The organism is Sulfurisphaera sp. (assembly GCF_059755235.1).
The window spans coordinates 1-25,715 of the sequence record NZ_DBPRYF010000039.1 but is presented as its reverse complement, the minus strand read 5'-3'; the positions used below and the strand labels follow the sequence as shown (position 1 = coordinate 25,715).

The 25,715-nt window shown below is 32.6% G+C and carries 35 protein-coding genes; 21 read left to right on the top strand and 14 right to left on the bottom strand.

The genetic code is table 11. From position 1 onward, the window contains the following. Window positions 1-74: 74 nt before the first annotated feature. Complete coding sequence (locus AC3OCB_RS06345; protein WP_498341485.1) at window positions 75-500, top strand: Fur family transcriptional regulator; 426 nt, start codon at window positions 75-77, stop codon at window positions 498-500. Here the strand turns inward: AC3OCB_RS06345 and AC3OCB_RS06340 are convergent. Then, on the bottom strand, window positions 463-1,383 hold the full coding sequence (locus AC3OCB_RS06340; RefSeq protein WP_498341484.1) for a nucleoside hydrolase: 921 nt from the start codon (window positions 1,381-1,383) through the stop codon (window positions 463-465). The two genes, AC3OCB_RS06345 and AC3OCB_RS06340, sit on opposite strands and share 38 nt — an antisense overlap. A gap of 335 nt (window positions 1,384-1,718) precedes the next feature. Between AC3OCB_RS06340 and AC3OCB_RS06335 the strand changes: the two genes are divergently transcribed. After that, a complete protein-coding gene (locus AC3OCB_RS06335; RefSeq protein ID WP_498341483.1) occupies window positions 1,719-3,473 on the top strand; it encodes an archaea-specific SMC-related protein in 1,755 nt (584 codons plus the stop codon). Here AC3OCB_RS06335 and AC3OCB_RS06330 read toward each other — a convergent pair. After that, on the bottom strand, window positions 3,427-3,765 hold the full coding sequence (locus tag AC3OCB_RS06330) for a hypothetical protein (protein ID WP_498341482.1): 339 nt from the start codon (window positions 3,763-3,765) through the stop codon (window positions 3,427-3,429). The two genes, AC3OCB_RS06335 and AC3OCB_RS06330, sit on opposite strands and share 47 nt — an antisense overlap. A gap of 35 nt (window positions 3,766-3,800) precedes the next feature. After that, entirely contained in the window at window positions 3,801-4,295 is a 495-nt protein-coding gene (locus AC3OCB_RS06325; RefSeq protein WP_498341481.1) for a CBS domain-containing protein, read from the bottom strand. A gap of 77 nt (window positions 4,296-4,372) precedes the next feature. On the opposite strand from AC3OCB_RS06325, the gene AC3OCB_RS06320 reads away from it, so the two are divergent. Then, complete coding sequence (locus tag AC3OCB_RS06320) at window positions 4,373-4,987, top strand: 2,3-diphosphoglycerate-dependent phosphoglycerate mutase (protein ID WP_498341479.1); 615 nt, start codon at window positions 4,373-4,375, stop codon at window positions 4,985-4,987. Here the strand turns inward: AC3OCB_RS06320 and AC3OCB_RS06315 are convergent. Together AC3OCB_RS06315 and AC3OCB_RS06310 are read right to left on the bottom strand one after the other, a co-directional pair. Continuing rightward, window positions 4,967-5,680, bottom strand: coding sequence for a D-aminoacyl-tRNA deacylase (locus tag AC3OCB_RS06315; protein WP_498341478.1), 714 nt, complete (start codon window positions 5,678-5,680; stop codon window positions 4,967-4,969). The genes AC3OCB_RS06320 and AC3OCB_RS06315 overlap by 21 nt on opposite strands. Continuing rightward, a complete protein-coding gene (locus AC3OCB_RS06310) occupies window positions 5,681-6,592 on the bottom strand; it encodes an FAD-dependent oxidoreductase (RefSeq protein WP_498341477.1) in 912 nt (303 codons plus the stop codon). It lies immediately after the preceding gene. A gap of 62 nt (window positions 6,593-6,654) precedes the next feature. Between AC3OCB_RS06310 and trxA the strand changes: the two genes are divergently transcribed. Beyond that, entirely contained in the window at window positions 6,655-7,053 is a 399-nt protein-coding gene (gene trxA / locus AC3OCB_RS06305; protein ID WP_498341476.1) for a thioredoxin, read from the top strand. A 1-nt stretch (window position 7,054) separates the two neighbouring features. Further along, window positions 7,055-7,690 carry a hypothetical protein gene (locus AC3OCB_RS06300; RefSeq protein ID WP_498341475.1) on the top strand — a complete coding sequence of 212 codons (636 nt, stop codon included), beginning with the start codon at window positions 7,055-7,057 and terminating at the stop codon, window positions 7,688-7,690. Between the two features lie 15 nt (window positions 7,691-7,705). On the opposite strand, the gene yjjX is transcribed toward AC3OCB_RS06300, so the two are convergent. After that, the gene (gene yjjX / locus AC3OCB_RS06295) at window positions 7,706-8,215 is read right to left on the bottom strand and encodes an inosine/xanthosine triphosphatase (RefSeq protein ID WP_498341474.1); all 510 of its coding nucleotides are present in this window, start codon (window positions 8,213-8,215) and stop codon (window positions 7,706-7,708) included. A 29-nt stretch (window positions 8,216-8,244) separates the two neighbouring features. Here yjjX and AC3OCB_RS06290 point away from each other — a divergent pair, with 29 nt between their 5' ends. Continuing rightward, the gene (locus tag AC3OCB_RS06290) at window positions 8,245-9,111 is read left to right on the top strand and encodes a menaquinone biosynthesis family protein (protein WP_498341473.1); all 867 of its coding nucleotides are present in this window, start codon (window positions 8,245-8,247) and stop codon (window positions 9,109-9,111) included. On the opposite strand, the gene AC3OCB_RS06285 is transcribed toward AC3OCB_RS06290, so the two are convergent. Then, on the bottom strand, window positions 9,104-9,808 hold the full coding sequence (locus AC3OCB_RS06285) for a hypothetical protein (RefSeq protein ID WP_498341472.1): 705 nt from the start codon (window positions 9,806-9,808) through the stop codon (window positions 9,104-9,106). The genes AC3OCB_RS06290 and AC3OCB_RS06285 overlap by 8 nt on opposite strands. A 178-nt stretch (window positions 9,809-9,986) precedes the next feature. Between AC3OCB_RS06285 and AC3OCB_RS06280 the strand changes: the two genes are divergently transcribed. Together AC3OCB_RS06280 and AC3OCB_RS06275 are read left to right on the top strand one after the other, a co-directional pair. Then, window positions 9,987-10,139, top strand: a complete 153-nt coding sequence (locus tag AC3OCB_RS06280) for a hypothetical protein (RefSeq protein WP_498341471.1) — start codon at window positions 9,987-9,989, stop codon at window positions 10,137-10,139. A 67-nt stretch (window positions 10,140-10,206) separates the two neighbouring features. Further along, complete coding sequence (locus tag AC3OCB_RS06275) at window positions 10,207-10,800, top strand: hypothetical protein (protein ID WP_498341470.1); 594 nt, start codon at window positions 10,207-10,209, stop codon at window positions 10,798-10,800. Here AC3OCB_RS06275 and AC3OCB_RS06270 read toward each other — a convergent pair. Continuing rightward, complete coding sequence (locus AC3OCB_RS06270) at window positions 10,763-11,440, bottom strand: 16S rRNA methyltransferase (protein ID WP_498341546.1); 678 nt, start codon at window positions 11,438-11,440, stop codon at window positions 10,763-10,765. The genes AC3OCB_RS06275 and AC3OCB_RS06270 overlap by 38 nt on opposite strands. Between AC3OCB_RS06270 and AC3OCB_RS06265 the strand changes: the two genes are divergently transcribed. From AC3OCB_RS06265 to AC3OCB_RS06255, 3 genes are read left to right on the top strand one after another with little or no spacing between them, the layout of a single operon-like run. Next, on the top strand, window positions 11,439-11,765 hold the full coding sequence (locus tag AC3OCB_RS06265) for a ribonuclease P protein component 4 (protein ID WP_498341469.1): 327 nt from the start codon (window positions 11,439-11,441) through the stop codon (window positions 11,763-11,765). The two genes, AC3OCB_RS06270 and AC3OCB_RS06265, sit on opposite strands and share 2 nt — an antisense overlap. Continuing rightward, window positions 11,704-11,985 (top strand): YhbY family RNA-binding protein, encoded by a 282-nt coding sequence (locus tag AC3OCB_RS06260; RefSeq protein ID WP_498341468.1) that lies wholly within the window; start codon window positions 11,704-11,706, stop codon window positions 11,983-11,985. Before AC3OCB_RS06265 ends, AC3OCB_RS06260 begins: the two co-directional genes overlap by 62 nt. Further along, window positions 11,972-12,457: a DUF371 domain-containing protein gene (locus AC3OCB_RS06255; protein ID WP_498341467.1), complete on the top strand. Its 486-nt coding sequence runs from the start codon at window positions 11,972-11,974 to the stop codon at window positions 12,455-12,457. Before AC3OCB_RS06260 ends, AC3OCB_RS06255 begins: the two co-directional genes overlap by 14 nt. Here AC3OCB_RS06255 and AC3OCB_RS06250 read toward each other — a convergent pair. Together AC3OCB_RS06250 and AC3OCB_RS06245 are read right to left on the bottom strand one after the other, a co-directional pair. After that, on the bottom strand, window positions 12,365-13,108 hold the full coding sequence (locus tag AC3OCB_RS06250; protein ID WP_498341545.1) for a methyltransferase domain-containing protein: 744 nt from the start codon (window positions 13,106-13,108) through the stop codon (window positions 12,365-12,367). The two genes, AC3OCB_RS06255 and AC3OCB_RS06250, sit on opposite strands and share 93 nt — an antisense overlap. Window positions 13,109-13,278: 170 nt before the next feature. Continuing rightward, a complete protein-coding gene (locus AC3OCB_RS06245) occupies window positions 13,279-14,277 on the bottom strand; it encodes an NAD(P)/FAD-dependent oxidoreductase (protein ID WP_498341465.1) in 999 nt (332 codons plus the stop codon). A 73-nt stretch (window positions 14,278-14,350) separates the two neighbouring features. On the opposite strand from AC3OCB_RS06245, the gene AC3OCB_RS06240 reads away from it, so the two are divergent. The 6 genes from AC3OCB_RS06240 to AC3OCB_RS06215 all read left to right on the top strand — a co-directional run bounded on the left by AC3OCB_RS06240 (window position 14,351) and on the right by AC3OCB_RS06215 (window position 19,720). After that, entirely contained in the window at window positions 14,351-14,695 is a 345-nt protein-coding gene (locus tag AC3OCB_RS06240) for a hypothetical protein (RefSeq protein WP_498341464.1), read from the top strand. Window positions 14,696-14,709: 14 nt separating this feature from the next. Continuing rightward, on the top strand, window positions 14,710-15,456 hold the full coding sequence (locus AC3OCB_RS06235) for an NAD(+)/NADH kinase (protein WP_498341463.1): 747 nt from the start codon (window positions 14,710-14,712) through the stop codon (window positions 15,454-15,456). Further along, window positions 15,440-15,925, top strand: coding sequence for an NOB1 family endonuclease (locus AC3OCB_RS06230; protein WP_498341462.1), 486 nt, complete (start codon window positions 15,440-15,442; stop codon window positions 15,923-15,925). Before AC3OCB_RS06235 ends, AC3OCB_RS06230 begins: the two co-directional genes overlap by 17 nt. A 93-nt stretch (window positions 15,926-16,018) precedes the next feature. Beyond that, window positions 16,019-16,915: a hypothetical protein gene (locus tag AC3OCB_RS06225; RefSeq protein ID WP_498341461.1), complete on the top strand. Its 897-nt coding sequence runs from the start codon at window positions 16,019-16,021 to the stop codon at window positions 16,913-16,915. Then, the gene (locus tag AC3OCB_RS06220; RefSeq protein ID WP_498341460.1) at window positions 16,915-18,615 is read left to right on the top strand and encodes an AMP-binding protein; all 1,701 of its coding nucleotides are present in this window, start codon (window positions 16,915-16,917) and stop codon (window positions 18,613-18,615) included. The genes AC3OCB_RS06225 and AC3OCB_RS06220 overlap by 1 nt, the downstream gene beginning before the upstream one ends. Further along, the gene (locus AC3OCB_RS06215) at window positions 18,602-19,720 is read left to right on the top strand and encodes an aminotransferase class V-fold PLP-dependent enzyme (protein WP_498341459.1); all 1,119 of its coding nucleotides are present in this window, start codon (window positions 18,602-18,604) and stop codon (window positions 19,718-19,720) included. Before AC3OCB_RS06220 ends, AC3OCB_RS06215 begins: the two co-directional genes overlap by 14 nt. 9 nt (window positions 19,721-19,729) lie before the next feature. Here AC3OCB_RS06215 and AC3OCB_RS06210 read toward each other — a convergent pair whose 3' ends face one another. Next, the gene (locus AC3OCB_RS06210) at window positions 19,730-20,077 is read right to left on the bottom strand and encodes a hypothetical protein (RefSeq protein WP_498341458.1); all 348 of its coding nucleotides are present in this window, start codon (window positions 20,075-20,077) and stop codon (window positions 19,730-19,732) included. A gap of 40 nt (window positions 20,078-20,117) precedes the next feature. On the opposite strand from AC3OCB_RS06210, the gene cobT reads away from it, so the two are divergent. The 4 genes from cobT to AC3OCB_RS06190 are packed head-to-tail and all read left to right on the top strand — an operon-like array spanning window position 20,118 to window position 22,702. Continuing rightward, window positions 20,118-21,149: a nicotinate mononucleotide-dependent phosphoribosyltransferase CobT gene (gene cobT / locus AC3OCB_RS06205; protein WP_498341456.1), complete on the top strand. Its 1,032-nt coding sequence runs from the start codon at window positions 20,118-20,120 to the stop codon at window positions 21,147-21,149. A 1-nt stretch (window position 21,150) separates the two neighbouring features. Beyond that, complete coding sequence (locus AC3OCB_RS06200; RefSeq protein ID WP_498341454.1) at window positions 21,151-21,465, top strand: transcriptional regulator; 315 nt, start codon at window positions 21,151-21,153, stop codon at window positions 21,463-21,465. Then, on the top strand, window positions 21,462-22,121 hold the full coding sequence (locus AC3OCB_RS06195) for an HAD family hydrolase (RefSeq protein ID WP_498341453.1): 660 nt from the start codon (window positions 21,462-21,464) through the stop codon (window positions 22,119-22,121). Before AC3OCB_RS06200 ends, AC3OCB_RS06195 begins: the two co-directional genes overlap by 4 nt. Window positions 22,122-22,168: 47 nt before the next feature. Further along, window positions 22,169-22,702 carry an METTL5 family protein gene (locus tag AC3OCB_RS06190; protein ID WP_498341451.1) on the top strand — a complete coding sequence of 178 codons (534 nt, stop codon included), beginning with the start codon at window positions 22,169-22,171 and terminating at the stop codon, window positions 22,700-22,702. Here AC3OCB_RS06190 and AC3OCB_RS06185 read toward each other — a convergent pair. From AC3OCB_RS06185 to AC3OCB_RS06175, 3 genes are all read right to left on the bottom strand, one after another. Further along, entirely contained in the window at window positions 22,692-23,354 is a 663-nt protein-coding gene (locus AC3OCB_RS06185) for a phosphoglycolate phosphatase (protein ID WP_498341544.1), read from the bottom strand. The two genes, AC3OCB_RS06190 and AC3OCB_RS06185, sit on opposite strands and share 11 nt — an antisense overlap. A gap of 5 nt (window positions 23,355-23,359) precedes the next feature. Beyond that, entirely contained in the window at window positions 23,360-24,187 is an 828-nt protein-coding gene (locus AC3OCB_RS06180; RefSeq protein ID WP_498341449.1) for a TIM barrel protein, read from the bottom strand. Window positions 24,188-24,355: 168 nt separating this feature from the next. Beyond that, a partial coding sequence (locus AC3OCB_RS06175) for a (Fe-S)-binding protein (RefSeq protein WP_498341447.1) occupies window positions 24,356-25,715 on the bottom strand: 1,360 nt, incomplete at its 5' end.

Here is a 25,715-nt window from a genome sequence, read left to right as displayed (position 1 = left end):
TATCTTTTATGCTAGTAAAAATCAAAACATCAGGAGGAAATTTTAAATGGCTTTGTAGTAATAGTTATTCTTTGATGGAAGTAGAACTAGCTAATCTGCTGAAAGCGCATAACCTAAAAGTTACACCTCAAAGAATTTCAATACTTAAGATACTCTATAAAGGGGGACATTTCAGCGGTGAACAAATATTTAATGAATTAAAGAAAGCAGAGCCCAGTATAAGCCTTTCAACAGTATACAATACACTAAACTCTTTAACTGAAATGGGTTTATTAAATTCTTTCGAAATAAATGGAGTAACTTGGTATGAGATGAAAAGAGATCTCCATATAAATGTATATTGTGAAGATACAAATCAAATAATAGATGTAAACAGTGTAGATCTTCAGACTTTATATAATGAATTGGAAAAATTAGGAATTTTAGTAAAAAATTTAAATATAGTGGCTATAGCTCAATGTTCTAAGATTTCGAAAGAGCCTCAAATAAGTACTCCTTGAATTTATGTGAATCTACTTTGGTAACAATCTTCGCATTAGGTTTCTTCATCCCTAAGTTATACCAGTCTACTAGCATAGCTCCTCTAGCAGAGGAACATAGTTCCACTTTGACTGATTTGCTTATTTCTTCTAAAATTAATGAATTATCGTGAGCTATAGTCACTGTTAAAGAATCCGGGTGACCACTACCTTCAGAACCTACTGATTTTGAGTATTCCCTTAAAGTGCGATTAACATTAACAAAAAACTCTGACCTTCGAGTACCTAATTTTTCAATCATGTTCCATTCTCGATCAGTTACAGTTGCACTATCTTCCGTTACTTCCCATGGTACTATTGTGATGTCGAAACCTGCATTTAATACGATCTGAGCTGCTTCTGGGTCTACCCAGAAATTAAATTCTGCTATTTCCGTTGTATTTCCCTTATAAAAAGCTCCTCCCATTATCCATATTTTTTTAATTCTATCTTTAATTTTAGGGTCTTTCAGATAAGCTAAGGCAATATTAGTTAACGGAGATACTGCCAATATTTCCAATTCTCCTTCGTATTCTTTTGAAAGTTTAATTATGGCATCTGGTGCAAATTCATTTTCTGGTTTCTTTGTGGGTTTAGGGTATTCCCAATTTCCGAATCCGTTTCTTCCATGAACTTCTTCAACGGTTCTCCATTGCCCTAGAATAGGTCTTCTTGAACCTAAGTACACGGGGACTTCATTTTTTCCGAGATATTCTAAGGTGAATAAAGCGTTACTAACCTCATGTTCAAAGTCCACATTACCTGCGACAATCGTTACGCCAACTACTTTAAAAAAATCCAATGAAAGCATTAGTGCTATTGCATCATCACTCGCCGTATCTGTATCGAATACTACTTTTCTCACAGTAAAAATACTTGAATAGGAGAGAAAATAATTTAACTCAAACTAAGGAAGAGTCCTAATAACAATATATGATGATAGTACCTTCTTTAGTTAATTCCAAGATTATTTTATTATATACAAATCAAGCATTAACAATCAAATTTGCTAATAAAATTTTTGAAATTTTATGTATCTCTTATACAAATAAAGATTTTTATAAACTTTTATTGCAGCGGTAGAGAATTTAAAATCTATACTGATAGCGGATAATTCCTAGGAAAATAATAAGTTTTTTATTTAATTGTATTATTTAAAATGCCATAAACCTTTTAAGGATAGAAAGTAAAGCATAATCAATGAAGGTTAGAGTATCAAACATAGGAGGCATAACTAGAGAGCTTACTCTCTCTCTAGAGAAAGGACTGACAATATATAAAGCCCCAAACGCTTACGGAAAAACATCTTTGACAAAAGCTCTTGTGTCTCTATTAACCTCATCAATAACAGCAGCAGATTTGTTGAATGTATTTAGTGACGAAGGTTATGTGGAAGTTGAAATGGATGGCAAAATATATTATAGAAGATTTCACAGAATTAGAAATAAAATAGAGGAAGAGAAAAACCTAATAATGGATGATGAAAGAGCATTATTATTATCATATTTCTCACCAGAAAATCAATTATTAGCGAGAATAATAACAGGCGACGAGAACGTAGAATGGTTTATCTCAAAGACTTCTAGGGTTCAAGAGATAAAGGCTAAAAAAGAGGATTTAGAAAAGAAATTATTTGATCTAAGAGGCCGATATAATGATCTATCTAGAAAATACCAAGAAATCAAAGATATAACCACTGAGCTGGCTAAAATTGATAATGAGATAGAAAGACTAGAAAGAGAAAAGAAAAATGTAAAGCTAAATACAACTCAAAGCATTATTTTAACAAGACAAAATAGGCTATATGAGCTAAAAAGTAGAGTTGATGCGAAGCAGAAAGAACTTAAAGACAATATAGCCAGGTTAGAAAAACTCAATAAAGAAATAGAAGATTTAAAGAAAAAAACAGATGCTTCACTCAAGGAAAAGATTAGGAGTGAAATTGCAGATCTAGATAAAAAGCTCCAAGAATTATCAGCTAAACGTAATTCTATTGAGATAGAAATAGGCGTATTAAATAGAGTCTTGGATGAAGTAAAGGAATCGGAGAAGGAACACGCAAGCACCTGCCACGTATGTGGAAGCAAAGTAGATCCTTCTATTTGGAAAACAAGGATGGATGTAATACTAAAAGAAATAGAAAATATTAATATGACAAAAACACAGATACTAAATGAATATAACTCCATAGTTTTAAAGAAAAACGAGCTAGAAAGTAAACTAAAAGAAATAGAAAGGGCTGAAAAAACTTTAGCTGATAAAGAGTCTCAAAAAGAAAGTCTAACTACCAAAATAGAAATGCTAAATCATCAAATAGCTGATTTTGAAAGACAGATTAAAGACCTAGAGGAAAAAATAAATGAGATAGCAGAGTCATACAACGTGGAAACTAGTGAAACAGAGATTGACAAAAAGTTAAAGGACTTAGAAAAGAGAAGAGGTGATTTAGAATATCAGCTTCAAACGCTTGGTGTCTCAAGTAAAATATTAGAAGAAATGACAAGTATTCAGAATCAGATAGAAGATTTTAGCAAACAAATTGATGAGCTTGAGAGAGAGTACATAAGAAGGTTAACAGTAATAAGAGAGAGATTTAGTGAAATGGCTACATCGCTACTTAAGGAATTAGAATTTGATTTTACTGCGGAAATCGATAATAACTATCGGCTTATAATAAAAAGAAGAGGAACAGAACTAGAAATTAGAAAACTTTCATCATCTGAAAGAACTACTGTAGCTTTAATTTTAGTTCTAGTAGCATTGAAAGAATACTTCAAGACTCCTTACTTTATAGCCGATGAATCTTTCATGACATTTGATCAAAAAAGATTTGAGAAGTTACTAAGGTATTTAAACGGTGTAGTAGACTATATAATAATAACTAGAAGTGATGAAATGGTACAATTATCTAATGAGACAGTTCCGGTGACCATTGCACATCAAGTTGTTTCATAAGAAGCTTATTCAAGTCAGTTTTTACAGCCTCTTCTACATCTGGAGGAATTTTTGTAATCTCGGTAAACCAGCCAACTAATGCAACCATACCAAGTTCTTCTGCTTTCTGCTTTAACCAAAAAGCTACTGCTAAGCTAGCCTTAGTTGGTTTAAATAGTACTACTGAAGCACCGATTGAAGAACTAGAAATTTTTATAGCATGTTTAGATACGGTTTTCCATCTTGTTTTCGTTATTATCTTAACTAATTCTTTAGCCCTTTCTCTTTCACCTATTGCATAGAATATTATCATTAGTCTAAAAAATGAATTCTAATACTTAAATTTAATCAGCCAGAACCGGTGCCACAGTTACAATATCCATATTCATCAATTTCTACTCCACAGACTGGGCATACATAACCAGAACCTTTTACTTCTCCTGCTTCTTTTTTGAATTGAAAAAAGTGAGGATCTAATAATGCTTTTGATAAATCCCTTATTGAAACGATACCATTTATTTTACCATCTTTACCAATAACAGGTAAATGCCTAAAACCGTGATCTAACATAACTTCTAAAGCATCTGTAATTGGAGTGTCCTCTGTAACTCCAATTACATCTTTTGTCATATAATCTTTTACTTTAGCATCTAGTTTCCCGTCAGCTACTACTTTAACTAAATCTCTTTCAGTTAATATACCAATAACCTTACCAGAATCATCAATAACCACAAGAGCTCCCAAGTTATGTTCCTTCATCTCTTTTGCTGCATCTCTAATTAAATCATTTTCTTTAACCACATGAACAACTTTATTTCCTATAACACCTATCGTTAAATCCATGTATTTTATATTGTATTAAAAGTTCAAAAATCTTTCTTACGATAATAATATTAAGATCCTTCGATTAAAAAATCATGATGACCTTGATAGCATTTATAAGACATGGACAGTCAGTATCTAATGTAAATAAAATATTATCTGATGATATAAACAATTATCCTTTAACTGAAGAAGGAAGGAAACAAGCTCTTAATGCTGCTAATGAGCTGAAAAAAATTAATCCTAAAAAAATCTATACAAGCCCTGTACTAAGAGCTTACCAGACAGCTACAATAATTGGAGAGGCCTTAGGCATAATTCCAATAGTGGATGAAAGATTGAGAGAAAGAGAACTAGGAGAACTTAACAATAAAAGAATAGACCAAGGAGACCACTGGAAGTTACGTATTGCAAGAAAGGAAATGAGTATAAAAGGACTTGAACCATGGGAACTATTAAAAAAGAGAATGGTAAACTTTGTAAATGCAATATTATCTCAAGAAAGTTCAACTATAGTTGCTGTTACACATCATGATCCGATTAAAGCGTTTTTATCACATATCCTTGATTTAGATGACGTCTCTGCATGGGGTTTACATTTTCCAAATGCGAGCATAACTCTTGTAGATTGTAAGGATGCTAATAATTGTAAAATATTAGCTATAGGAACTCCACTTTTAACTAATGAATTATTATCTAGACTTAAACTCTAAGTTATAATTTTTCAAAACTGAAGTTATTTTCTCCCGTATTTTTGAGTTAACATTATCAAAGATTACTTCATTTATCTTCTCTATCGATTTAGATATGGTTTGTAAAATAACATCGTCTGAAAGTTCTTTCAGATAATATTTAGAGATGATATGACCAATACATTCTTTTTCTGCTAATTGAGAAAAATAAGGAGTGTAATGAGATCCACCGAAACCTACAATTCTATTTTCGCATTGTATATTGGTATAATTATCTATACCTCTTAATGTAGCTTCAACTAATTCTCTAACTATGTTTTCATTTGTCCAATATTCTTCTGAACTGCCGACCTCCACAAAAATAACAGGGATTCTTTGATAGGTAGGACCATGATGAGTAGCTTCTATAGCTTTTTCTATCCCAACATTTATCGTGCGTATTTCTCTGAATATTGAAGTTAAAAGAGAAGGAAAAGAAAAGCTAAGTTTTCTTGGTTCACCTCCCATAATTTTATCTGAAGGATTGCCAGGGTGATGAACGGTCAATGAGGGAACATTAGCAGAGCTTTCGTGCCTAGAGAAAATTACTATGGCATCTCCTTTTTCATATCTGAAATCTATTACATCCTCTTCAATTTCTTCAAATTTATATCCAAGTTTTCTTATTGTCTTACCTACTGGATCCGAAAGTGAATAAATAACCTTTATATCCATCTAAACACCCTCAATTATTTTTAGTGCTTTACTTACCATATAAGGTGCTAATGCAAAACCAAATCTATAACCAGCTATAACTACTGCATTCTTATAAATTTGCCTTACTATGGGCTCACCGTCACTAGAAACACTTCTAATACCTACTCTGATTTTTATATCTGAAGTCTTTATGGGGAAAATCTGCGATGTAACTGCTATGTGATCTTTTACTATATCATAATTAATAGCCGATGAAGAATCTTTTAGCGAGTCACCATTAATATATACATTTTCTTTTCCCTTTACTATGATCTTACCTTTGTAGAAAATTATACCAGAAAGATCATAAGGACTTTTTGTTATAACTAGATGTCCTTTAAACGGAGAAAGATTTAACGATACTAAATTTTCTGTCCAATAGCCAGCAGCAATAATTAACCTTTCTACATTTATTTTCTCTCCAGACTCTGTCTCTATATATTTTACTTCATTATTAAATACTCCTAGTCTAGTTATCTTTTTACTAAAATGTATATTTAATTCTGAAGCTAGTTTTCTAATAAGCTCGTCTCCTTCAATGAACATAGTTTTTTCTATTTTCCTTAGCTTACTATCTAGTCTTATACTTGGTTCTAATTCATGAACAATACTTTCACTAATTTCATTATTATTTAGTTCCTTATCAGTAAGAGTAAAGGTTTTCTTGTAATATATATTGTATTCTGTACCGAGTTTTTCATAAAAGCTTATTGCATCTTCACATTCGTTAAAATGGTTGCCACATAAAGGAGGGATGATTGTCCACAGACTTGCGTTTGAATTAACTTGGTTTATCGTTGATTTCTCCTCAAAAATTTCAGCCTCACCTTTAAACATTTTAGCTGCAAGGAGTCCAGTTATTCCAGCACCGATTATAGTTATATCAGCCATAAATTACTTATAAAATATAATATAAAATAAACTTTTTAAATGACGAGGAGCTAAAAATATCTATGAACACTGAAAAAGACCCCGAATTAGAGAAACTTTTAGAGGAAAAGGCCAAAAAACTTATGCAACATTCTAGTAAGCCAGAAGTAGCTCACCTAGATAGTAAAACCTTCGACTCATTCCTAGCTTCACATAAAATTGCAGTTGTTGATTTTTGGGCTGAATGGTGTGCACCATGTCTAATATTAGCCCCAATAATCGAAGAGTTAGCACATGATTATCCACAAGTTGGATTTGGAAAGATTAACAGTGATGAGAACCCAGATATAGCGTCAAGATACGGCGTAATGAGCTTGCCTACTGTCATATTCTTTAAAGACGGAGAGCCTGTAGATGAGATTATAGGTGCTGTACCTAGAGAAGAGATAGAGGTTAGAATAAAGAGTCTACTAGGTGAATAAAGTGAAGCCCGTTCTTTTAGGTATTCCAGGGCTTAGTTATTCTAGTTTTATGAAATGTAACCCTAGATTTTTATTAATGCTTTTTAGTAGTACATTTAGGGGAGTGGTAGTAAACAAAGAGTTTAATTACCACCCAGCTCCTTCGTGGTTAAGTGTCTTGCAGATGGACTACCAAAAAACAGAAACTTTTCTTCCTAGCGTCCCTGAGTTAAAATTAGCTAAAATGACTGATTCTTTACTTGTCAATATACCTATTACTAATCCTACATATGGTGAGGTTAGTTTACCCTACGATACATCAACTACAGTAGATGAGGAAATCAAGGAGGTAAAGGATGCAATTCTTCAACACATAGATAAAAGACCTGTTATTGCCAGTGTAAATTCAATAGACAGATTCTTAATTCAAGATGGAAAAGATAAATGCGAAATATACAAGGCAGTGGATGGGTTAGTCAAGGATATTATAAACAAGGTTGACGATTTTATAGTATTTTCGCCTTACGGAGAACCTAGTAAAGATGGTAAAAGAGAACAGTATGGAGTATTTTTGGCTTCTGTACCGAGACCGAATGAACATGACACAGTTAAACTACCAGAGATAGGTCAACTATTCTTAAATATAGCGAGGAAATAGTTGAAACAATAGAGTTTATTTTATTTTATTATAGAACGGGTACAATGCGGATATGACGGGTTGTACATATAGGTCTTTTCTACTAATCACTTTTGTTAGGTATCCTATTGCTCCTTCTTGTTGTTTGCTACCCTTTGTAGAAAATACTATATCTGTAGCCTCACCCAACTCTTTCCCGTCAAGTATATGCTTTACCATTAAAGCTGGTAATGAGAATGCCATTGAAAAAGAGAAATTCTCTATTCCTTCTCTATTTACTGCATAAACTACTGCAAAAGCCAGATACTTATTTTCATATACACAAATTCCTCCTTCTATTCCAATACCTAAATCAGCTTTAGTATTTTTTAAAACATTATATGCTCTGTTTTTAGCTCCTACAAAAGTCTCATGACAAAAAGGCTGTGAAGAAACTCCAGATTCCACATTTAAACTAATAACTTCTGCCTCAAGGCCAATAATTCTCAATGCCTCTTTTACGGCTTCGACTTTAGCCTTATTCGTTGAACCTACTGCGACAAACATTTTTTATCTCCCCAGTTATATAAAGAATCATGGTAACAATAAAAGTTGGACCACTAGCTGATTCTGGAGACCTGTATCCATTTATACCATTAATTGAAGGAAAAATTAAACCTGAAGGGTTTAACTTAGAATTTGAAGTAATACCAACCGTTCAAGATACCAATGAGAAAGTTCTTAAAAAAGAGGTAGATGTTGCAGTTCCTTCAGCAGCAATGTATCCTTATATTCAAGACGATTACTATATACTAGGAAACGCTATAGCTTCGGCAGTTGACGGAATAACTGGTATGCCAGTAATCTCTACTTCTCCACTTTCACCTTTAGAGCTAAGAAAGTCTAGGATAATAGTCCATGGCCATAATACAACTGCATATACATTATATAGACTATTAGTTGGAAAATATGGAAAATTAGTCATAGTTAAGAGAGTTCTTGATGAAATAAAAGCTTTAGGAAAGGAGGGAGACGCTTTAGTAGCAGTACATGAGATAAAGATGATGTTTGCTTTGGAAAAACTAGGTATTAAAGTTCATAGAGTTACAAGTATGTGGGATCTTTGGAAAAACTTAGCTGGTAATCTTCCTATGCCTTTGGGAACTGTTGTAATAAGTAAAGACTTAGGCAAGGATATTGCTCTTAAGTTTAAAGAAGTTTATGAAAAAAGTAAGAAGTATGCCGAAAAGAACTTAGATGAAATAATTAAAAAAGATGCCGAGATAATGGCAGAAGCTCAAAAGGAAAAGATGGATGAGGAAATTATAAGAAAGACAATCTGGGCTGATATCCAAGAATATAATGTACCTTTGGAAGAGGTTAGGAAAGGCATGGAAATGTTCTATAATCTAACAGCAGAAAGAGGAATATTACCAAGAGTCAAAAAGATAGATATCATATGATTTTCTTAGAAGAAAAATAACTATCAGCTGAAATAAGAATTTCGCATTCTCTGTTGCAAATATCTTTTATAATTTTCATAATAAAAACAAGAAATTTCTCTGGCACATATAATTCACTAAGATATAAAGGAAACTCTTCTTCTTTAGTTTTCAAAAAATAAGAAATTCGAATAAATGGAATATATTCAATAAAATTTAATACATCCAAATTAAATGTAAGCAAATCTATATAAAAATCTCTTTTACCATAGTCTACTATAAAGCCCTTTATTATAGAAGAGTTTATCATACTTAATATCGGCTCTTTCAGAGATAAAGACTTTATAGCGGTAAGAGTTACTTTTCTAGCGAACTCATAAGGATATATACTTACATAATCACCTTTTAGCTCTAGGGAAATATCCCAATCATCTTTTATCCAATTATAAGTGTCCGGAATTCCAGAATAGTTTCTGATTTCAACAACGTTTAGATTTCCTTCAAGAGCTAAACCCCTAGTGTTCTTAATGCTTCTTCTAATAAACCCCGATTTAGATATTGCTATCGAATCCACGTTTGTTATTGGTGTGAATTGTAGTCCTTTTATTCCTTTAAGAAAACCAAAAAGAACTTCTTGTTCAGTATTAGTAAGTCTCGATGCTAGCTCAATATTTGGTCCCACAACCCTTAATGTCCTTATTATTTTTGCAAAATCCACATGATAAAAATAGAACGGAAAGCTAAAAATTCTCACCTTCTTATATACTCAGATTGTAGTTAAATCAAAAAAGAAAGAAAACGACATAAGTCTCACATACTTTAACTTGGTTTTTATAAGTTACAAGACACTAAAATTTATTAATTATAACTTGAATAAGTTTTATAAGGTGCAGGAAATGGCTGAAAAGAAGAATGAAGGAGAAATTAACTCGTTTGGAGATCTTATAAAAGCATTATTCAAGTATGATAACTGGTATTTGGGAGGCTTTGTAATACTCTTAATATTATTCGTTATCTTTGATATAATAGCCTTTACACCTCATCACTAATTTTTTAAAATTTTAGGAAAGATAAGCTATTTAATAGCCTTTTTTAATAGTATCTTGTGGTGTAACTTTGCCGAGAGTAAACATAGCAGCAGATTCAGATGTCCTTGAAGAACTTGAACAAGAAGCAAAGAGAAAGGGGTATACACTCTTTGCTATTACAAACCTAGCATTAAAAGCAGTGGCTGAAATCCTAAAAGAAGGGGGAGACTCAGAAACTCTTATGTCCTTAGTTGAGTATTATAAAATTGTAAAAGACCTTGAGATAGTCCCTGTAACCGTATGGTATCTTGAGAATTTAATTAAAATAGCTTATGAAAGTGATCAAAATAAGGTAGCTGAAATTTGTGAGACAACTGGAGTACAGATAGCTTCATATCTAAAAACAAAAGCCTCTACACTGAGTGAACTTATGAATATTTATGACCAAATCAGGGAAATCTTACCAATAAAAGACATATATATTAAGCAAAATGGTGATATAATAGATCTAAGGATAACTGGTTCCGGTTTTGGAATAGAGTCTACTACTTGCGCCTCAAATATACTTAAGAAAATTTTAGAGGAATACGGGTTTCATATAATATCTATGACTCCTTCCCCTGGAGGAATAATTTTGGTTAAGGCTAAGGCCAAATTAGTTTCTGGAGACAACCAGAAATAAGCCTACAAACTACTTGATGAGTCTCTAACCTATAGCTACTGATGGAGAAATACTGGTCAGCCAATCTTTTTATATCATCAGAAAAATCTCCATGGGGAAAAGCGCCTATTCCAATTAACCACTCTTCGCCTAAGTTACATAATTCGTCTGGTTTAACTTTTTCCCCGTCTTCACTTAATATTGCTAATTTATATTTCTCTTTGAGATCTTTAAGTTGAATGTTTATTATTTCCATTAATGTTTTCTCGTTTTTCTCTACTGGAACTTTGCCATGGACTAGCAATTGTTCCATCAATCCTATGAATCTATTATAGTTTTTTGGAGGTCTCATTTTATTATTTACTTTAATAATCTTACCATCTATCGTATGTATAAAAAAATCTCCTTTTATATCACTTTGTTCCGTTAGAAACATAATCATAGCTAAATGGACTATGTCAGGTCTTCCTCTTTTTTCTCTGTTTTCTAAATCTCTCATTGCATGATAATGTAAAGATATGTCGAGTATCATATGCTCTGGTTTTTTACCTCGTTTTTTTGCATTACTTATCACCGCAGGATGATTTATAATTTCCTTTGGAATTAATTCTAAGGAAGAATCAAGTAGAATAAGATTAATCTTCACAAGGTTATTGATAATGAAAAAGGTAAAAAACATAAAGATTTATAAAAAGAGGGCAATCCAATTAATCAAACTTGCATTGGAGTTAACAAAAAATAATGATATAGACCTAGCGAGAAGATATGTACGACTTGCGTTACTTTATTCACGCAAAATAGGTTTTAAAATTCCTTTAGAATATAAAAGATTGTATTGTAGAAAATGTTTTGTACCATTAATCGTTGGGATATCAGAAAGGAGAAGAATAAAAAATAAAGTCTTGGTAAGGACATGTATATATTGTGGATGGACAAGAAGATATAAATTACAATCTAAAGCAACTAATAAAGAGAGCAAAGACTAGTCATGCGGATGTGAGAATAGGTAAAAGAGGAGTTAATGATGAGATAATTAATGAAATAAACAGAAGATTGAAAGATCACAAAGTCATCAAAGTTAAAATAGGAATAGATGTGGATGATAGAGAGAGTTTTGCTAAAGAAATAGCTACAATGACCAGAGCAAAACTTATTGAAGTAAGAGGATTTACATTTATACTAGCAAAAGAAGATGATAGCAGTTGATGTGGTAAAAGCTCATGGACATATAAATGTTAAGGCAACTCATAGAAACACGTTAGAAATTACTAAAGATAATTTTCTTACTACTAGAGGGGACTGTATCATTGGAATTGAAAGTAATAAATCTGCTTATGACTTATCGTCTGATGTAAAAGAACTAATAAAAAAGGGAGCTTACGTGTACCTAGTAATCAAGGTAAGAGACAAAGTTGAAATAATTCATGGAATAGGTGATCCTAGATTAACACTAGAAAGTAAAGAGAAAATCATAGTAAGAAAATCAGATTTTATATCAGATTCTACAGTAATGATTAGAGCAGATAAATCAGCTAGAGATATAAGAAGAGATTTAATAGAAGAATTAAAAAATAAAGAGACAGAGCTAATTGCTTACATTGTTGCATCTGACTCTGCCCTTGAAGACTCTGAGATCCTTAGAATACTCATTAATAGGAGTCCATTTCCCCTCCCCTAATTTTTCTTTTGCTTCCTTTTCATCTCTACTAAGAATATAGAATAGTACTTCTTTTCCAACTCTGCATAATTCTTGCTTAAAATTAGTTATTAAAGTAGGATTATCGCCAATTATTAAATAAAAACTCTTATTTCTAAATGGTAAAAACTCTGCGTCGTATTGAATAATATCAACAACTCCTTTTAATTTGTTTAGAGAGATAGATTTTTGTAACATATAGAGACCTTCTATGTTTAAATCCCCAGCAACGACATATCCACATTTTTTCAAGAAATATAAGGTAAACGCACCATAACCACAAAACGCATCTAAAATTACACCAGAACACTCTATTTCGCTAGCTGTCCTAGCTCTTTCTGCAGACAAACTAGGGTTTACATATACTTTACTAATGTCTACGTAAAAATTGATCCCATTTTCTTTGTATACGGTGTTTGTTTTATATTCCCCTCCTAAAAAGTCTAGTTCATTAATTCTTAATTCTCCGCCAACTTTTTTCCTTAAAAATATAGTCTTTACTTTAGGGTTTATCTTTAGTATAACTTCTGCTAAAAGAGTTTTATCTATCTCTTTTTTTGGGTTAATAAGAAAAATATCCCCAAGTAAGTAAAAACTTCTGATTCCAGGGAATATATCACTTAACCTTGGCATCTTTTTTTCTATTCTAGAACAATCAACTAGCTCTAAATTTTCATCTTGAATAGGAATAGAATCAATTAGTTCTATGTAAATAAAATTATTATCTGAAAAAATATATTTTATATTACTAATCAAATTACGAATAACTTCTAATGATTTTTCTTTCTCTATTTTTACGCATATCATTTCTTAAACTTATCCATCTCTGAGCTATGTCCTGCAAACAGAGATGCATTTGGATCAATATACTTCTTAGCTACACTAATAGCTACGGCAGCTTGTCCAAAACCTACTGCTATTAGTGCGAGTTTTGGAGCACCTTCTTGTGTTACAATATCACCAGCTGCATACACACCTGGTAGGTTAGTCTCCATTTTTGGATTCACTATTATGTCTCTCCCTTTCATATTCATTCCCCATTTTGGCATGTTACCTAAATCACCCTTGAAACCTATACTTATTATTACTGCATCTACATCGAGTACTTTTTCGTCCTTAGTCCTATTATCAAATATAATAGCTTGTGTAACCCTATTACCATCTCCCTTTACTTCTTTTAACTCATGCCACGTATAAACTGTCGCTACTTGATACATCTGTTTAACACTTCTTTCATGTGCTCTAAATTGATCTCTTCTGTGAATTAATGTAACAGACTTTGCTACGGGAGCAAGAGTTAATGCCCAGTCTACCGCAGCGTCTCCTCCACCTACAATCAAGACCCTTTTACCCTCGAAATCTTTCTTCCTTCTTACTGTATAATAGACACCTTTATTTTCGTATTCTACCTCACCTTTTGCTCCCAATCTTGATGGAGTCATTCTGCCAATTCCAGCAGCCACTAGAATTGTTTTAGTCTTAAATGAACCACCTTTATCTGTCTTTACTATCCACATATTATCTGGAGTCCTTTCTATCGTATCTGCCCACTCCTTAAGCCTAATATCTGGGGAGAAGAGTTTTGCTTGTTCTACTAAATGTTGAGCTAATTCGTACGCTAAGATACCGGGAAAACCACCTACATCATAAACCATTTTTTCTGGATACAATGTTACTAGCTGTCCACCTAGTTCGTCTTGCGCATCTATTAGTAAAGCTTTCATATCTCTTAATCCTGCATAGAATGTTGCATAAAGTCCTACTGGACCTCCTCCTATTACCACCATGTCGTATTCTGTCAAAACAAATTCCCCAATAATGTCATTTTGCTTATACTATTTAAACCTTAATACATATGTTTATATCGAGCAAAAAATGAGCCTCATACCATTTATCATTACAATTTATTTTGCAGGATTTATTATTTTGATAAATATGTGGTTTATGTATTATAGAAAACTTATACGAGCTGGAATAGAATATATAGGAGAAAACGCAACACAAAAAACAATAATACTAAAACCTAATGAAAAAATTAATATAAAACTGAATGGGAAAGCTACTATACTAGTATCTGGTGTTAATCCTTGGTTAACAATAAAATATAATGGAATAAAACAGAAAGTTTACAAAATTAGATTGTTAGACCATATAGGTGAGATTGAACTGATAAATGAGAGTAAAATATTTACTCTATCTCTAACTATTTTAACGGAATAGAGGAGAAAGAATTAATGCGATTAAAAGTATTTACTAAAAATTCTTCGGACACAATAGAGTTTGGAAATTATGTTAAGGAAATTGCTCAAAAATTGGGCTTTACAGTTACTGAGAAAGACGCTGATGTAATTATTGTAATAGGAGGAGATGGTACATTACTTAGGGCTGTAAAAGAAGGTTTGCCAATTATTGGGGTAAAATTTGGCAGAAGATCTGCTTTATTAGATGTAAGACCAGAAAATGTAAGAGAAGCATTAGAGCTCTTACGTGAAAATAAGTATATGACGGAAGAATATATAATGCTAGAAGGTAAAAGCAAGAACATAAATACTATTGCATTTAACGAGATAGCAATACTTTTTAATAATCCAGAAACGGTTTATGGAAGCGTTACCATAAAAGAAAGAAAAATAGTTTTTGAAGGCGATGGGGTAATGGTGGCAACTCCGCAAGGGAGCTGGGCATGGAGTTATTCAGCTACAAGAGTTTTATTGCACAAAGAAATTAACGGAATTGAATTGACTTTTATGAACCCGATAATGCCAAATATCAGATCTATAATACTACCACAGAATGAGGTAATTAAGATTAAATTAGAGGATAAGGGAAGAGTTCAAAATGTTAGAGTTATAAGCGATGGGGAAGTAGTAGGCAACCTAATAAGCAAAGAAGATGAGGAGCTACAAATAAAAGTCTCTCAAAAGAAAGCAAAAATATTAAGGTTCTTTGGTTTAATAGAATTTGATGGACTCTTCTCATAATATCATTTTTGACACTTCAGCTTTTCTTGCAGGCTTGGAGAATTATTATAATAGAGTTTATACCACGAAGCTTGTTATCTCTGAAGTTAAAGATAAAAAATCAAGAGAATTACTTGATTTAGCAATTAATGCACGAAAAGTATATATAATGGAGCCTAGTGAACAAAGTTACAAAAAAATAAACGAGATAAGAGAAAAAATTTCTGCTTTGAAACTTTCTTTAACCGACATTAGTGTAGCTTCATTGGCGTATGAATTAAGGCCTAGTATTGTTTTTACTGACGATTTAATGTTACAGAACTTACTTCTAAACCTAGGTATTGAATATAAATCGGTTAAACTAAAAATATCTATAAAAAATAAGAAAAAATATGTTTATAAATGTAAGGCTTGCGGAAGGGTTTTCACCAAATTTTATTCCTATTGCCCATATTGTGGTAATGAAATAATTGAAGAAGTTGAAAAATAATAAATTCCTATATTAGATATTAGAAAATTAATAATTTGTTGTAGATTTTTTGTCGCAAAGCTAAAATATGGTTTATTAAGAATATGACAACATATGAATAATAATCATTTAAAATATCTTATACTTAACATTGTTAAAAGAATTGGTGGAAATTTTACCTCAATATTCAAGATGTTAAACTTACCTTCAAACACGATAGCTAAACTTTATGAGAGCCTTTTCATAGAAGATGGCTTAAGAATATATCCCATATTGGAAACTGAAAGGATAGGATTAAATAAAGCTATTATTTGGTGTAAAAAAAGTAGTATAAAATATGAAACAGCCAAAAAAATAATGGGGCCACTTACTTCAATGTTCAGAGGAGATTTAGAAGAGAACAAATTTCTATTAGTATTTTATTCTAGCAAGGAAAAGTACAAAGAATACAAAGAAGAAATAGAAAAACTATCTAAAATGATTAATGCTGAATGTGAGATAAAATACATAGATAAATATTATAGATATATCAATGATGAAAGCTGTTTTGATTTTAATAATAAGGCATGGATTTGCGACAATAAAATTATATTTGTCTCCTATCCTCATAGTTCATTAATAGATCTACATAGACAAGATGTTGATTTATTAGTAACCATCCAATCCAACCCCTTTTCACCTTTCTTATTAAGTCTTCACTTTAACCACATAAGGCAATATTTGAGAGGGTTTATCTATACCTTAGGTGATACTAATTATCTAGTAACTAGTCGTGGGAACTATATTTTATCTTCTCCTTATCTATTATGGTCAGTAAAACTAGATGATGGGAGTTACATTTCAGAATATCATGTTAATAAAGAAAACCTAGATAGACTAACTAGAGAATTAAGGGATCAAGATATAATAGTCGCAGTAAAAGATCTCGCCTTTGCCCATGGTTTCAGTATACCCTACGAAGTATTTAAATATAATAAATGGGAAATGCCTAGGATAGTAGTAGAGTCATAATGGATTATTATACATTATATCAATATTCTTTAGAAAAACCAGAAAACTATTGGGAAAATTACAGTAAAAAACTAACTTGGTTTTCACCTTGGAAAGAAGTAATAAAAAAGGAAAAATATGTAGCAAAATGGTTTATTGAAGGAAAAACTAACATATCATATAATGCAACCGATATACATAAGGGTAAGTCATTAGTATGGTATGGAGAAAACGGAAAACGAATTGAGGTGACTTTTGAGGAACTTAAAAAATTAAGCAGCTCGATTTCAAGGATCTTGATAGAGAATAAAGTGAGTAAAGGTAAAAGAGTTGCAATATATTCCCCTAACTCAATTTTAACCTTAGCTTCCATTCTAGGTTCTGCACGAATAGGAGCAATTTATACACTCATTTTTGCGGGATTAGGAATTGAGGCAGTTAGGAGTAGGCTTGAAGATTTTGCACCAGACTTTATTATAACAAGTAACAAGACTTTTAGAAGAGGAAAAGATGTACCTTTACTCATAGAGGGAAACCTGAATTTTAATAGAGATAAGGAAGAGGAGGAGATTGAAAAACTGTTAGATGGTGAAGAAATAAGAGCAGTAGAAGTAGAATCAAATGAACCACTAAAAGTGATGTATACTTCAGGGACTACCGGAAAACCTAAGGGAGTAGTTTTGCCTCATGGAGCCTGGATGGTGGGAGACTATACAGTATTCGATCTACTTTTTGGCTTAAAACCCGGTGATAAAGTCCTAACCACGACTGATGTAGGTTGGATAACATTTTCAAGGATTATGTATGGAACATTACTTCATGGTTCTACATTCGTTTTTATGGAGGGAGCCCCAGATTATCCAAGAGATAGATTAATAAAAATAATTGAGCAAGAACAACCAAAAGTGCTTTTTACTTCTCCAACCTTAATCAGACTTCTCATGAAGTATGACTTAAAATTGCCTAGGGTAGAATACATTGCTACAGCAGGAGAAATATTTGACGAAAAAAGCTGGGAATATGCACTTAAAATGGCTGATAAGGTAACTGATGTATATGGTCAAAGCGAATTAGGATATGTGGTTGGCATTCCTTATGCTCTTGAAGGCATAGAGGCTAAGATAGGATATGCAGGAGTTCCCTTTCCGGGAGTAGTCCTAGATACTGTAGATGACGAAGGGAAAAGCGTAAGAGGGTCTCCAGGGTATTTAATAGCTAAATCCCCTTTTCCAACCCAATTTATAGGGATTTTAAATAATGACAAAAAGTTTCTAGATTATTTTGCTAAATTCGGCTACCATGATACTGGAGATCTTGCAGTAATCGATGGATCTTATATAAAAATTGTCGGAAGATCAGATGATATGATAAAAGTTGCGGGTCATAGAATAACTAGCGGAGAAGTAGAAAGTGTAGTTTCTAGCATAGAAGGGGTAAAAGACGTAGCAGTGGTTGGAATACCAGATGAAATCAGAGGAGAAAAGCTTGTAATATTTGTAGTTGGTAAAGTTGATAAAGAAATTGTAAAGAGGAAAGTTGTTGAAACTTTAGGACCTATTTACATTATTGATAATGTTTACATAGTGGAAAGACTACCTAAATCTAGAAGCGGGAAGACTGTGCGAAGAATTTTAAGAGACATATTACTAGGAAAAGAAGTAGATTCCTCAATACTTGAGGATCCAGAAGTTGTGAAGGAGATAAAAAATGAGATTTCATGAAACTTTTAGGCAACAAGTTCCAATAACAAATGAATATGCATATTTAAATCACGCAGCTATTTCTCCAACACCCTTACCAGTACTGTACGAAAGCTTAAGATATTTGCTTGACATCAGTAGATTTGGTACTATCCCAGTAAACCAAGAGGAAAACGATGATTTCTTTCATATGAGAGAAAAAGTAGCCAGATTAATAAATGCCTCACCAAATGAGATCTCTTTTATACCTAACACCAGTTTTGGAATAAATGTTGTAGCTCATGGTATAGATCTGAAAGAAGGAGATGAAGTAATTAGTGATAACCTAGAATTTCCTACAGTTACATTTCCCTTTTTTAAGCTAACAAAGAAGGGAGTTAATGTCAAGCTTGTTAAACCTAAAATAGAGAGTTTTGAGGATGATATACTTTCTGCAGTCACGAGTAAAACTAGACTGATAGCAATAAGCCATGTTAGTTTTAACACTGGAGTGAAGGTTGATTTGAAAAGAATATCAAAAGAAGCAAAATCTGTGGGAGCATATACTTTGATTGATATGATACAAAGTGCTGGTGCGACAAAAATCGATGTTAAAGACTCAGATATAGACTTTGCAGTAGCTGGTGGATATAAATGGCTAATGAGCCCACAAGGATCTGGTTTTATGTATGTTAAAGAAGGATTATTAGAAGACCCGCCTTTTTATGGCTGGAAATCATCTTCTACTTACCTAGAATTTAATGCTGAAAACTTTGAGTTAGAGAAAGGCCCGAGAAGATTTGAAATCGGGACTATAGACGTAGGAGCTAATTTAGCTTTAGCTAAAGCTTGTGAAATATTAAGTCAAAACATGGAAGAAATAAGCTTTCGCGTAAGCGAACTATCTAGTTTTACAATTAGATACGCAAAAGAAAAAGGATTTGACGTAATTACCCCTGAAGATAAGAAAGCTGGAATAGTGATTGTTAAAGTGAAAGACCCAAAAACAGTTGTTAATGAATTACTAAAAAGAAAAATTATTGTATCTCCAAGAGGTATTGGAATAAGGATATCAACCCATTTCTACAACACTGAAGAAGAAATTATCAGAACTATCGATGAAATTAAGAAAATCAGTAATAGTTAAACTAGTTATTTATTTTTGACTCTTAGTTACAGCTATGTATAATTGTTCAAGGTTTTCCATTATTCTAACTAACATGGAATATACTATTGCATCATCTAATTTATCAAGGTTCTTAATAATTGATATGACATCTAATAGCTCTTGAATTAGATTGGAGCTAATGATTCCCTTTTTAGCTAATTCCCATATAGCATCTTCATCGCCCTTACCTATAACTCTCTTAACTTCGTTCATTGTATCTGAATAAAGGTCTATAATCCCCTTTTTCACTCTAGTTTTAAGCTGTTCATCTTTCATAAAATCGTCTAAGCTGACTCTTGTACCTAATTCTACTATCTTATAATTATCCCAGAACACAAATAATGTTAAAATAATGTAGTCAAAAAGTTAGCTTAATATGATAAAGACTTTTAACGGAAATTTTGAAATTCCAAGCAAAACAAACTCTGCGTTTTTACTTGTAATAGCTACAACTGATGTAAGTTTAATCCCCGGAATAACAGTAGCTGGGGCAACACCAGAACTAACCCATTTTACACCTGCTGCAGATGCAGAATTTTTGATAAAAGGAAAATGCACAGTAATAAACACCGTCCCAGTAACACCTAATGGGATACCTACACCTGCAATAATAAGTAGAGCCTCACTTGAACTTGTTAAAATTCCAAAGTTTGTTATCAATGCAGGTAGTAGAGTCAAACCTAATTTGCCATATATAGATCTAGGTGGAGAACCGGGCAAGGATATAAGAAAAGGAAGTTTGAGAAAAGAAATAGCTGAAAAAATAATATATAATGGTGTAACGCTCGGTGAGGAATTATCAAATTCTTTTGACTTCATAATTATCGGAGAGTCTATCCCTGCAGGAACTACAACAGCAATGGCAGTATTAGCTGGGTTAGGCTATGATGCCTTAGATAAAGTAAGTTCGGCATCACCAGAAAATCCTAAAGACCTTAAACGGAAAGTTGTATTAGAAGCATTAAAAGATTTGCCTACTGACTTAATGACTAAACTTGCAAAATTATCAGACCCTATGCTGTTAGGAGTATCTGGAATTACTTTAGGTTTTAAAGGGAAGATCCTATTAGCAGGAGGAACTCAGATGACTGCGGCTGCTGCAATAATTAAAGAATTTAATAAAGATAAACTTAAAGATGTTGCTATCGGGACAACTAAGTGGATTATCAATGATAATAGCGCTGACATACTATCCTTAGCTAAACAAGTAGGTATACCAGTCTTAGCTGCTTGGTTGGATTTCGGTAAATCTAGGTTTGAGGGTTTAAGAGTATACGAAAAGGGGTATGTAAAAGAAGGTGTTGGTGCTGGGGGTGCTTCGATCTATTCTATACATAGAGGTATAACTGCTGACAATATATTATCTAAAGTAGAAGAAATATATTGGGGAATAACAAATACTAAATGAGATGGAAACTGACTACGAATTCTTGACTCTAAGAGAGAGAATAGTTCTTTTACTAAAATATTCTGAAAATCCCTTGACAGCGAAAGAGATTAAAGAAGCTCTTGGGATTGAGAAAGAAAAAGAAGTCTACGATCATTTATATCATATTGCAAAATCTTCTAAGCACAAAGACTATGAACTTTTAGTTTTCTTACCGTATTGCAGAGACTGTAAATACATTTTCAAATTAGATACGCCAAAAAAACCAAGCAAATGTCCTAGATGCAAAAGCGAAAACATAGAACCGCCAAAATTCTTAATAAGGGATAGGAAATGAGCAAAGTAGTATTTGTTGATATGGGAGAAACTTTAGTCAGCTTCACTCCCAAGTTTCATGAGCCAATATATCAGTTCCTTTTGAAGAGAGAGTATAAAATTTCAGAGAAACTAGTGTTCAGAACTGTCTATAAACAGCTTAGCAAAGACCATTTTCCAGATCCATTACTTGGAGGTCTAAGTGTACTTAACTATAAGGATTTGCTTTGTGAACTTGGTATAACACCTAAAGAATGTTTGATGAAAGAGATTGAAAAGATTCAGCTACTTTCTAATAAATGGGATTTATTTGAAGACTCAGAACCTTTTCTTAAGGAACTAAAGAAAGATGGTTATAAGATAATAATGATAACAAATGCTACTAGAAGTGTTTACAAAATAGTTAGCGATTTAGGATTAGATAAATACTTAGATGATATTATTGCTTCTTGCGATTTGGGAATAATGAAACCACACCCAAGAATATTTAGAATAGCAATTGAAAAATATGGTATGCCGAAATATCATATAGGTGATGTTTATGAAATCGATTACATTGGTGCGTTAAGGGCTGGCATAAAACCCCTACTTTTAGATAGATTAAACTTCTATGATGACATAAAAGCAGAGAAGGTGAATAATTTATTTCAAGCTTTAAAGTTAATAAAAAATACCTAGAAATATTTTTAGAAAAAGTTCCTCCTCACCCTAATCCAAAATACGATTTGGAACAATATATAACGCCTTCCTATCTTGCGTCAGAGTTAATTTGGACTGCCTATCTAAGAGGTGACATTAAAGATAAGAAAGTGATAGATTTAGGATGTGGAACGGGCAAATTATGTTCTGGCATTTCCCTTTTAGGGGGCTATTGTATATGCGTTGATATTGACTATGAAGCGTTAAAAATAGCAAAAGAGTTTTTTGAAAAAGAGTCTTTACAAGCAGATATATTAAATTCGGACGTAAGATACTTGGAGCTAAAGGCTGATACTGTAATTCAAAATCCTCCATTTGGGGTAGTAAATAAAGGGGCGGACTTAGAGTTTCTTTCTAAGGCTTTCGAAATTGCAAATGTAATATACAGCATACATAAATCTAATGAAAGAAGTAGAAGTATAATATTTAAGCTAAGTAAAAGTAAAGGTTTTAAAACCGAAGTACTTACGCAAAAGTATAAAATGAAGACATATTATCCTTGGCATAAAAAGAAAATTCACGAATTCCTTGTAGATATATATCTTTTTTCTAAAAATTAATCTTATTCTCAATAATATTTTTTAGAAATTCTTTAACACCATCTCCATCTTCTTTATCTAAAACTAAGTCACTGATCTTTTTTATTTCAGGCAAAGCGTTAGCTACTGCAACTTTAATATCAACCACTTCAAAAAGAGAGATGTCATTTTGGCTATCTCCTATGCCTATAGTTTTACCTCTAAAGTTTAGAATCGTCTTTAAGTGACGTACTGCATTACCTTTACTCACATTTTTTGGCATTATCATTGCATCACTTCTATTCCATTCTATTTTAGCCATTTCGCTTATCTTATCATCTAATACATTCTTTTTATCTAGAACAGAATCCAGATAAACTATAACTTCACCGATTGAATATTTTATACCTTCTCTCCTTAGAACACGCAATACTTCTTCCCTAATAGAGAACCACTCTTCGTCTGCCAGTTTTATTTTTCTGTCACCAAGCAAAATTATTCCTCCATTTTCAATAATCCATCCAGTTGGATTAAGTCCCTTAGCTAATATATCTATAAATCTTTTTTCTCTACCGGTTACAACAAAGAAAAAATATTTCTTTGAAAACTCATTTACTATCTCTGCTACATCCTCTCTAATTACAAAATTATCCTTTTCATGAGATAATGTCCTGTCAAAATCAGATAAGACCATTAAACTCAAAACTTATACCCCAGATCTTCTAAGATTTTTTTCATCTTCAAAGCATCTCTCTCTAATTCTGGGCTTTCACATACAAGGGTAATCGATATATCCCTCTTTAGAATTTCTTTTGCTAATGGTTCAAATGGAGGTGCGTTATTCTCTATTGGTAAATGTTCATCCACATACTTACCTTTTCGAAATACTAAAGACTCAAAATGAGAATTGATATGAGTTAAATTTAGCTCCTTTGTAAGCCTGTCTATAATTTCACCATAGTCTATCTGCCCACCTTGTCTGGCAAAAGTATGAGCCCAGTCAATATAAGGAATAACGTGTTTTACTTCTTTAGCGATTGATATAACTTCATCTATTGTTCCAAACGCAGTTTCTTTAGCCATTGTCTCCACCCCAAATTTTACGTTCTTTATGCCCATAGACAATGCAGTATCTACTACTTCTCCTAATCCAGATTTCACCATTTCGTAGCATTCTTCTGGTTTTCTTTTACCGTAAAATGCAACATGTATCGCTATTGCATCAGCTCCCATTCTCTCTGCTCTATCAGCTGTATCTAAAATCCTTTGTTTTGACGCCTTAACTTTTTCCTCCTCTTCGGCACAGAGATTTATAAAATACGGAGCATGAACAGAAAGTCTAACCCCAAGTTCTTTAGCGACTTTTCCAGCTTCTTCAGCACTTTCTTGACTCATTCTAACCCCTTGCACAAATTCAACTTCCATTGCGTTTAACCCTAAATCTTTTACAGTCTTTATCCCTTCTATTGTATTTCTTTTTTTAGCAGAATGAGGAATACCTGCTGGTCCTAAGTAAATCTTAGCCACGCTCTAATGTTTACATAAAAATTTATAAAAGCATTCAGACGAAATGAGTGGGGTTTTATGAAAGGAGCTGAAGATATAGTTTTTTAGAGAAAAAAGAGATGTTTAAATTTATCCTTTGAATTTTTCAATACTATAACTCTGTAGGATAGATATAACTGAACAGCATATTTAAAAAGCAACGTTTACCTTGATGCTTTTTTCTCTTAATATCTGGTCATTACTTCTTATTAATACTATCAGTGAATTTCTAAGTACGTCTGTATCAAACTCTTCACTTGTTTGTTTCTTAACTTGTAATACGATTCCATCGATTATAGGATCTAATTGTAATGAAGAAACGATGGCATTTAGTTCCTTTGTTAGTGCACTAAGATAAGACACTAGTTCTTCATTGGAGGAGATATTCTTTTTCCTCTGCTCAACCATAGAGGATACATAAGAACTTATTGAGTTAGAAGCTTCTTCTATCGCTTCCTTTACTAATGGTTCAATGATCTTCTTGTATTCATCAATGCCACTGGAAGTAAATGTTACTGTGTCTACTATGAGGCTTACTCTTTTTGTTAAGGCGTTTACTATCGAATTAAGAACAATAGCTTGTAAAGAGTTCCTTTCATCGGGTGATAGCTCAACTTTTGTAGAAGAAATCTGGGAGGGTACTTTAACATTCACCTTTTCTGCAATGAACTCTATTAATGTCTTTGCATTCACACCACTTTCTCTAAATTTGGCAGCAGCTAGAGGACAGAGTGTAATCAACATAGGATACTTAGAGCCTAAAGCTCTAGCCATCATATCAGCTCTTTTTCCAATATTCTTTTCCAATACAGCCCCAGAACATCCTTCAACTTTTCTAACTCTGAATCCCATATCAATAAGTCTTTTTGTGACATCATTAGCGTAAGGTGAAGAGAAACAAGCAACATGTAAATAGATCTCTTCTCCTTTTCCATCAATCTGCATAGATTTTAAGATTCTTATATCAAGAGGTAATACTTCATATGTAGTCTTCAAACCTAACATATTAGAATATTCTTTATAAACCTCTGATAGAACTTTATAATCTTCTGGTGCTATAGTAAGTACTTCTAGTGAATTATTCAGTACTTCTTCATTCTTTTGAATCTTTTGTTGTAATCTTTCTCCACCGCTTATATAACTCATAAAACCGCTATCATATGAAGTGCCAACTAGTTTCACTTTTAATCCCAACATTTTCAAAAGTTTTAAGGCTGTAATTGCAACTGTAGGATTATCAATAAGATATTTGCCGGCCCATAAAGTTATATCACTATTATCATCTACTACGTCGGCAACTTCAGGATCTTGTGTTAATGGTATTTCTACCGGAGGCTCTTCTGGGATCTTCTTTGCTACAATACTGTTCAGTTTTACTAGTAATGAGGATATTGGAATCTTAGCTGGACATACACCATCGCATAATCCACATTTATGACACCCAGAAATTTCGGCTATAGCAGAATCTGGTATATCCACACTTCTGTTCAAGTAGTACGAAGATATTGCA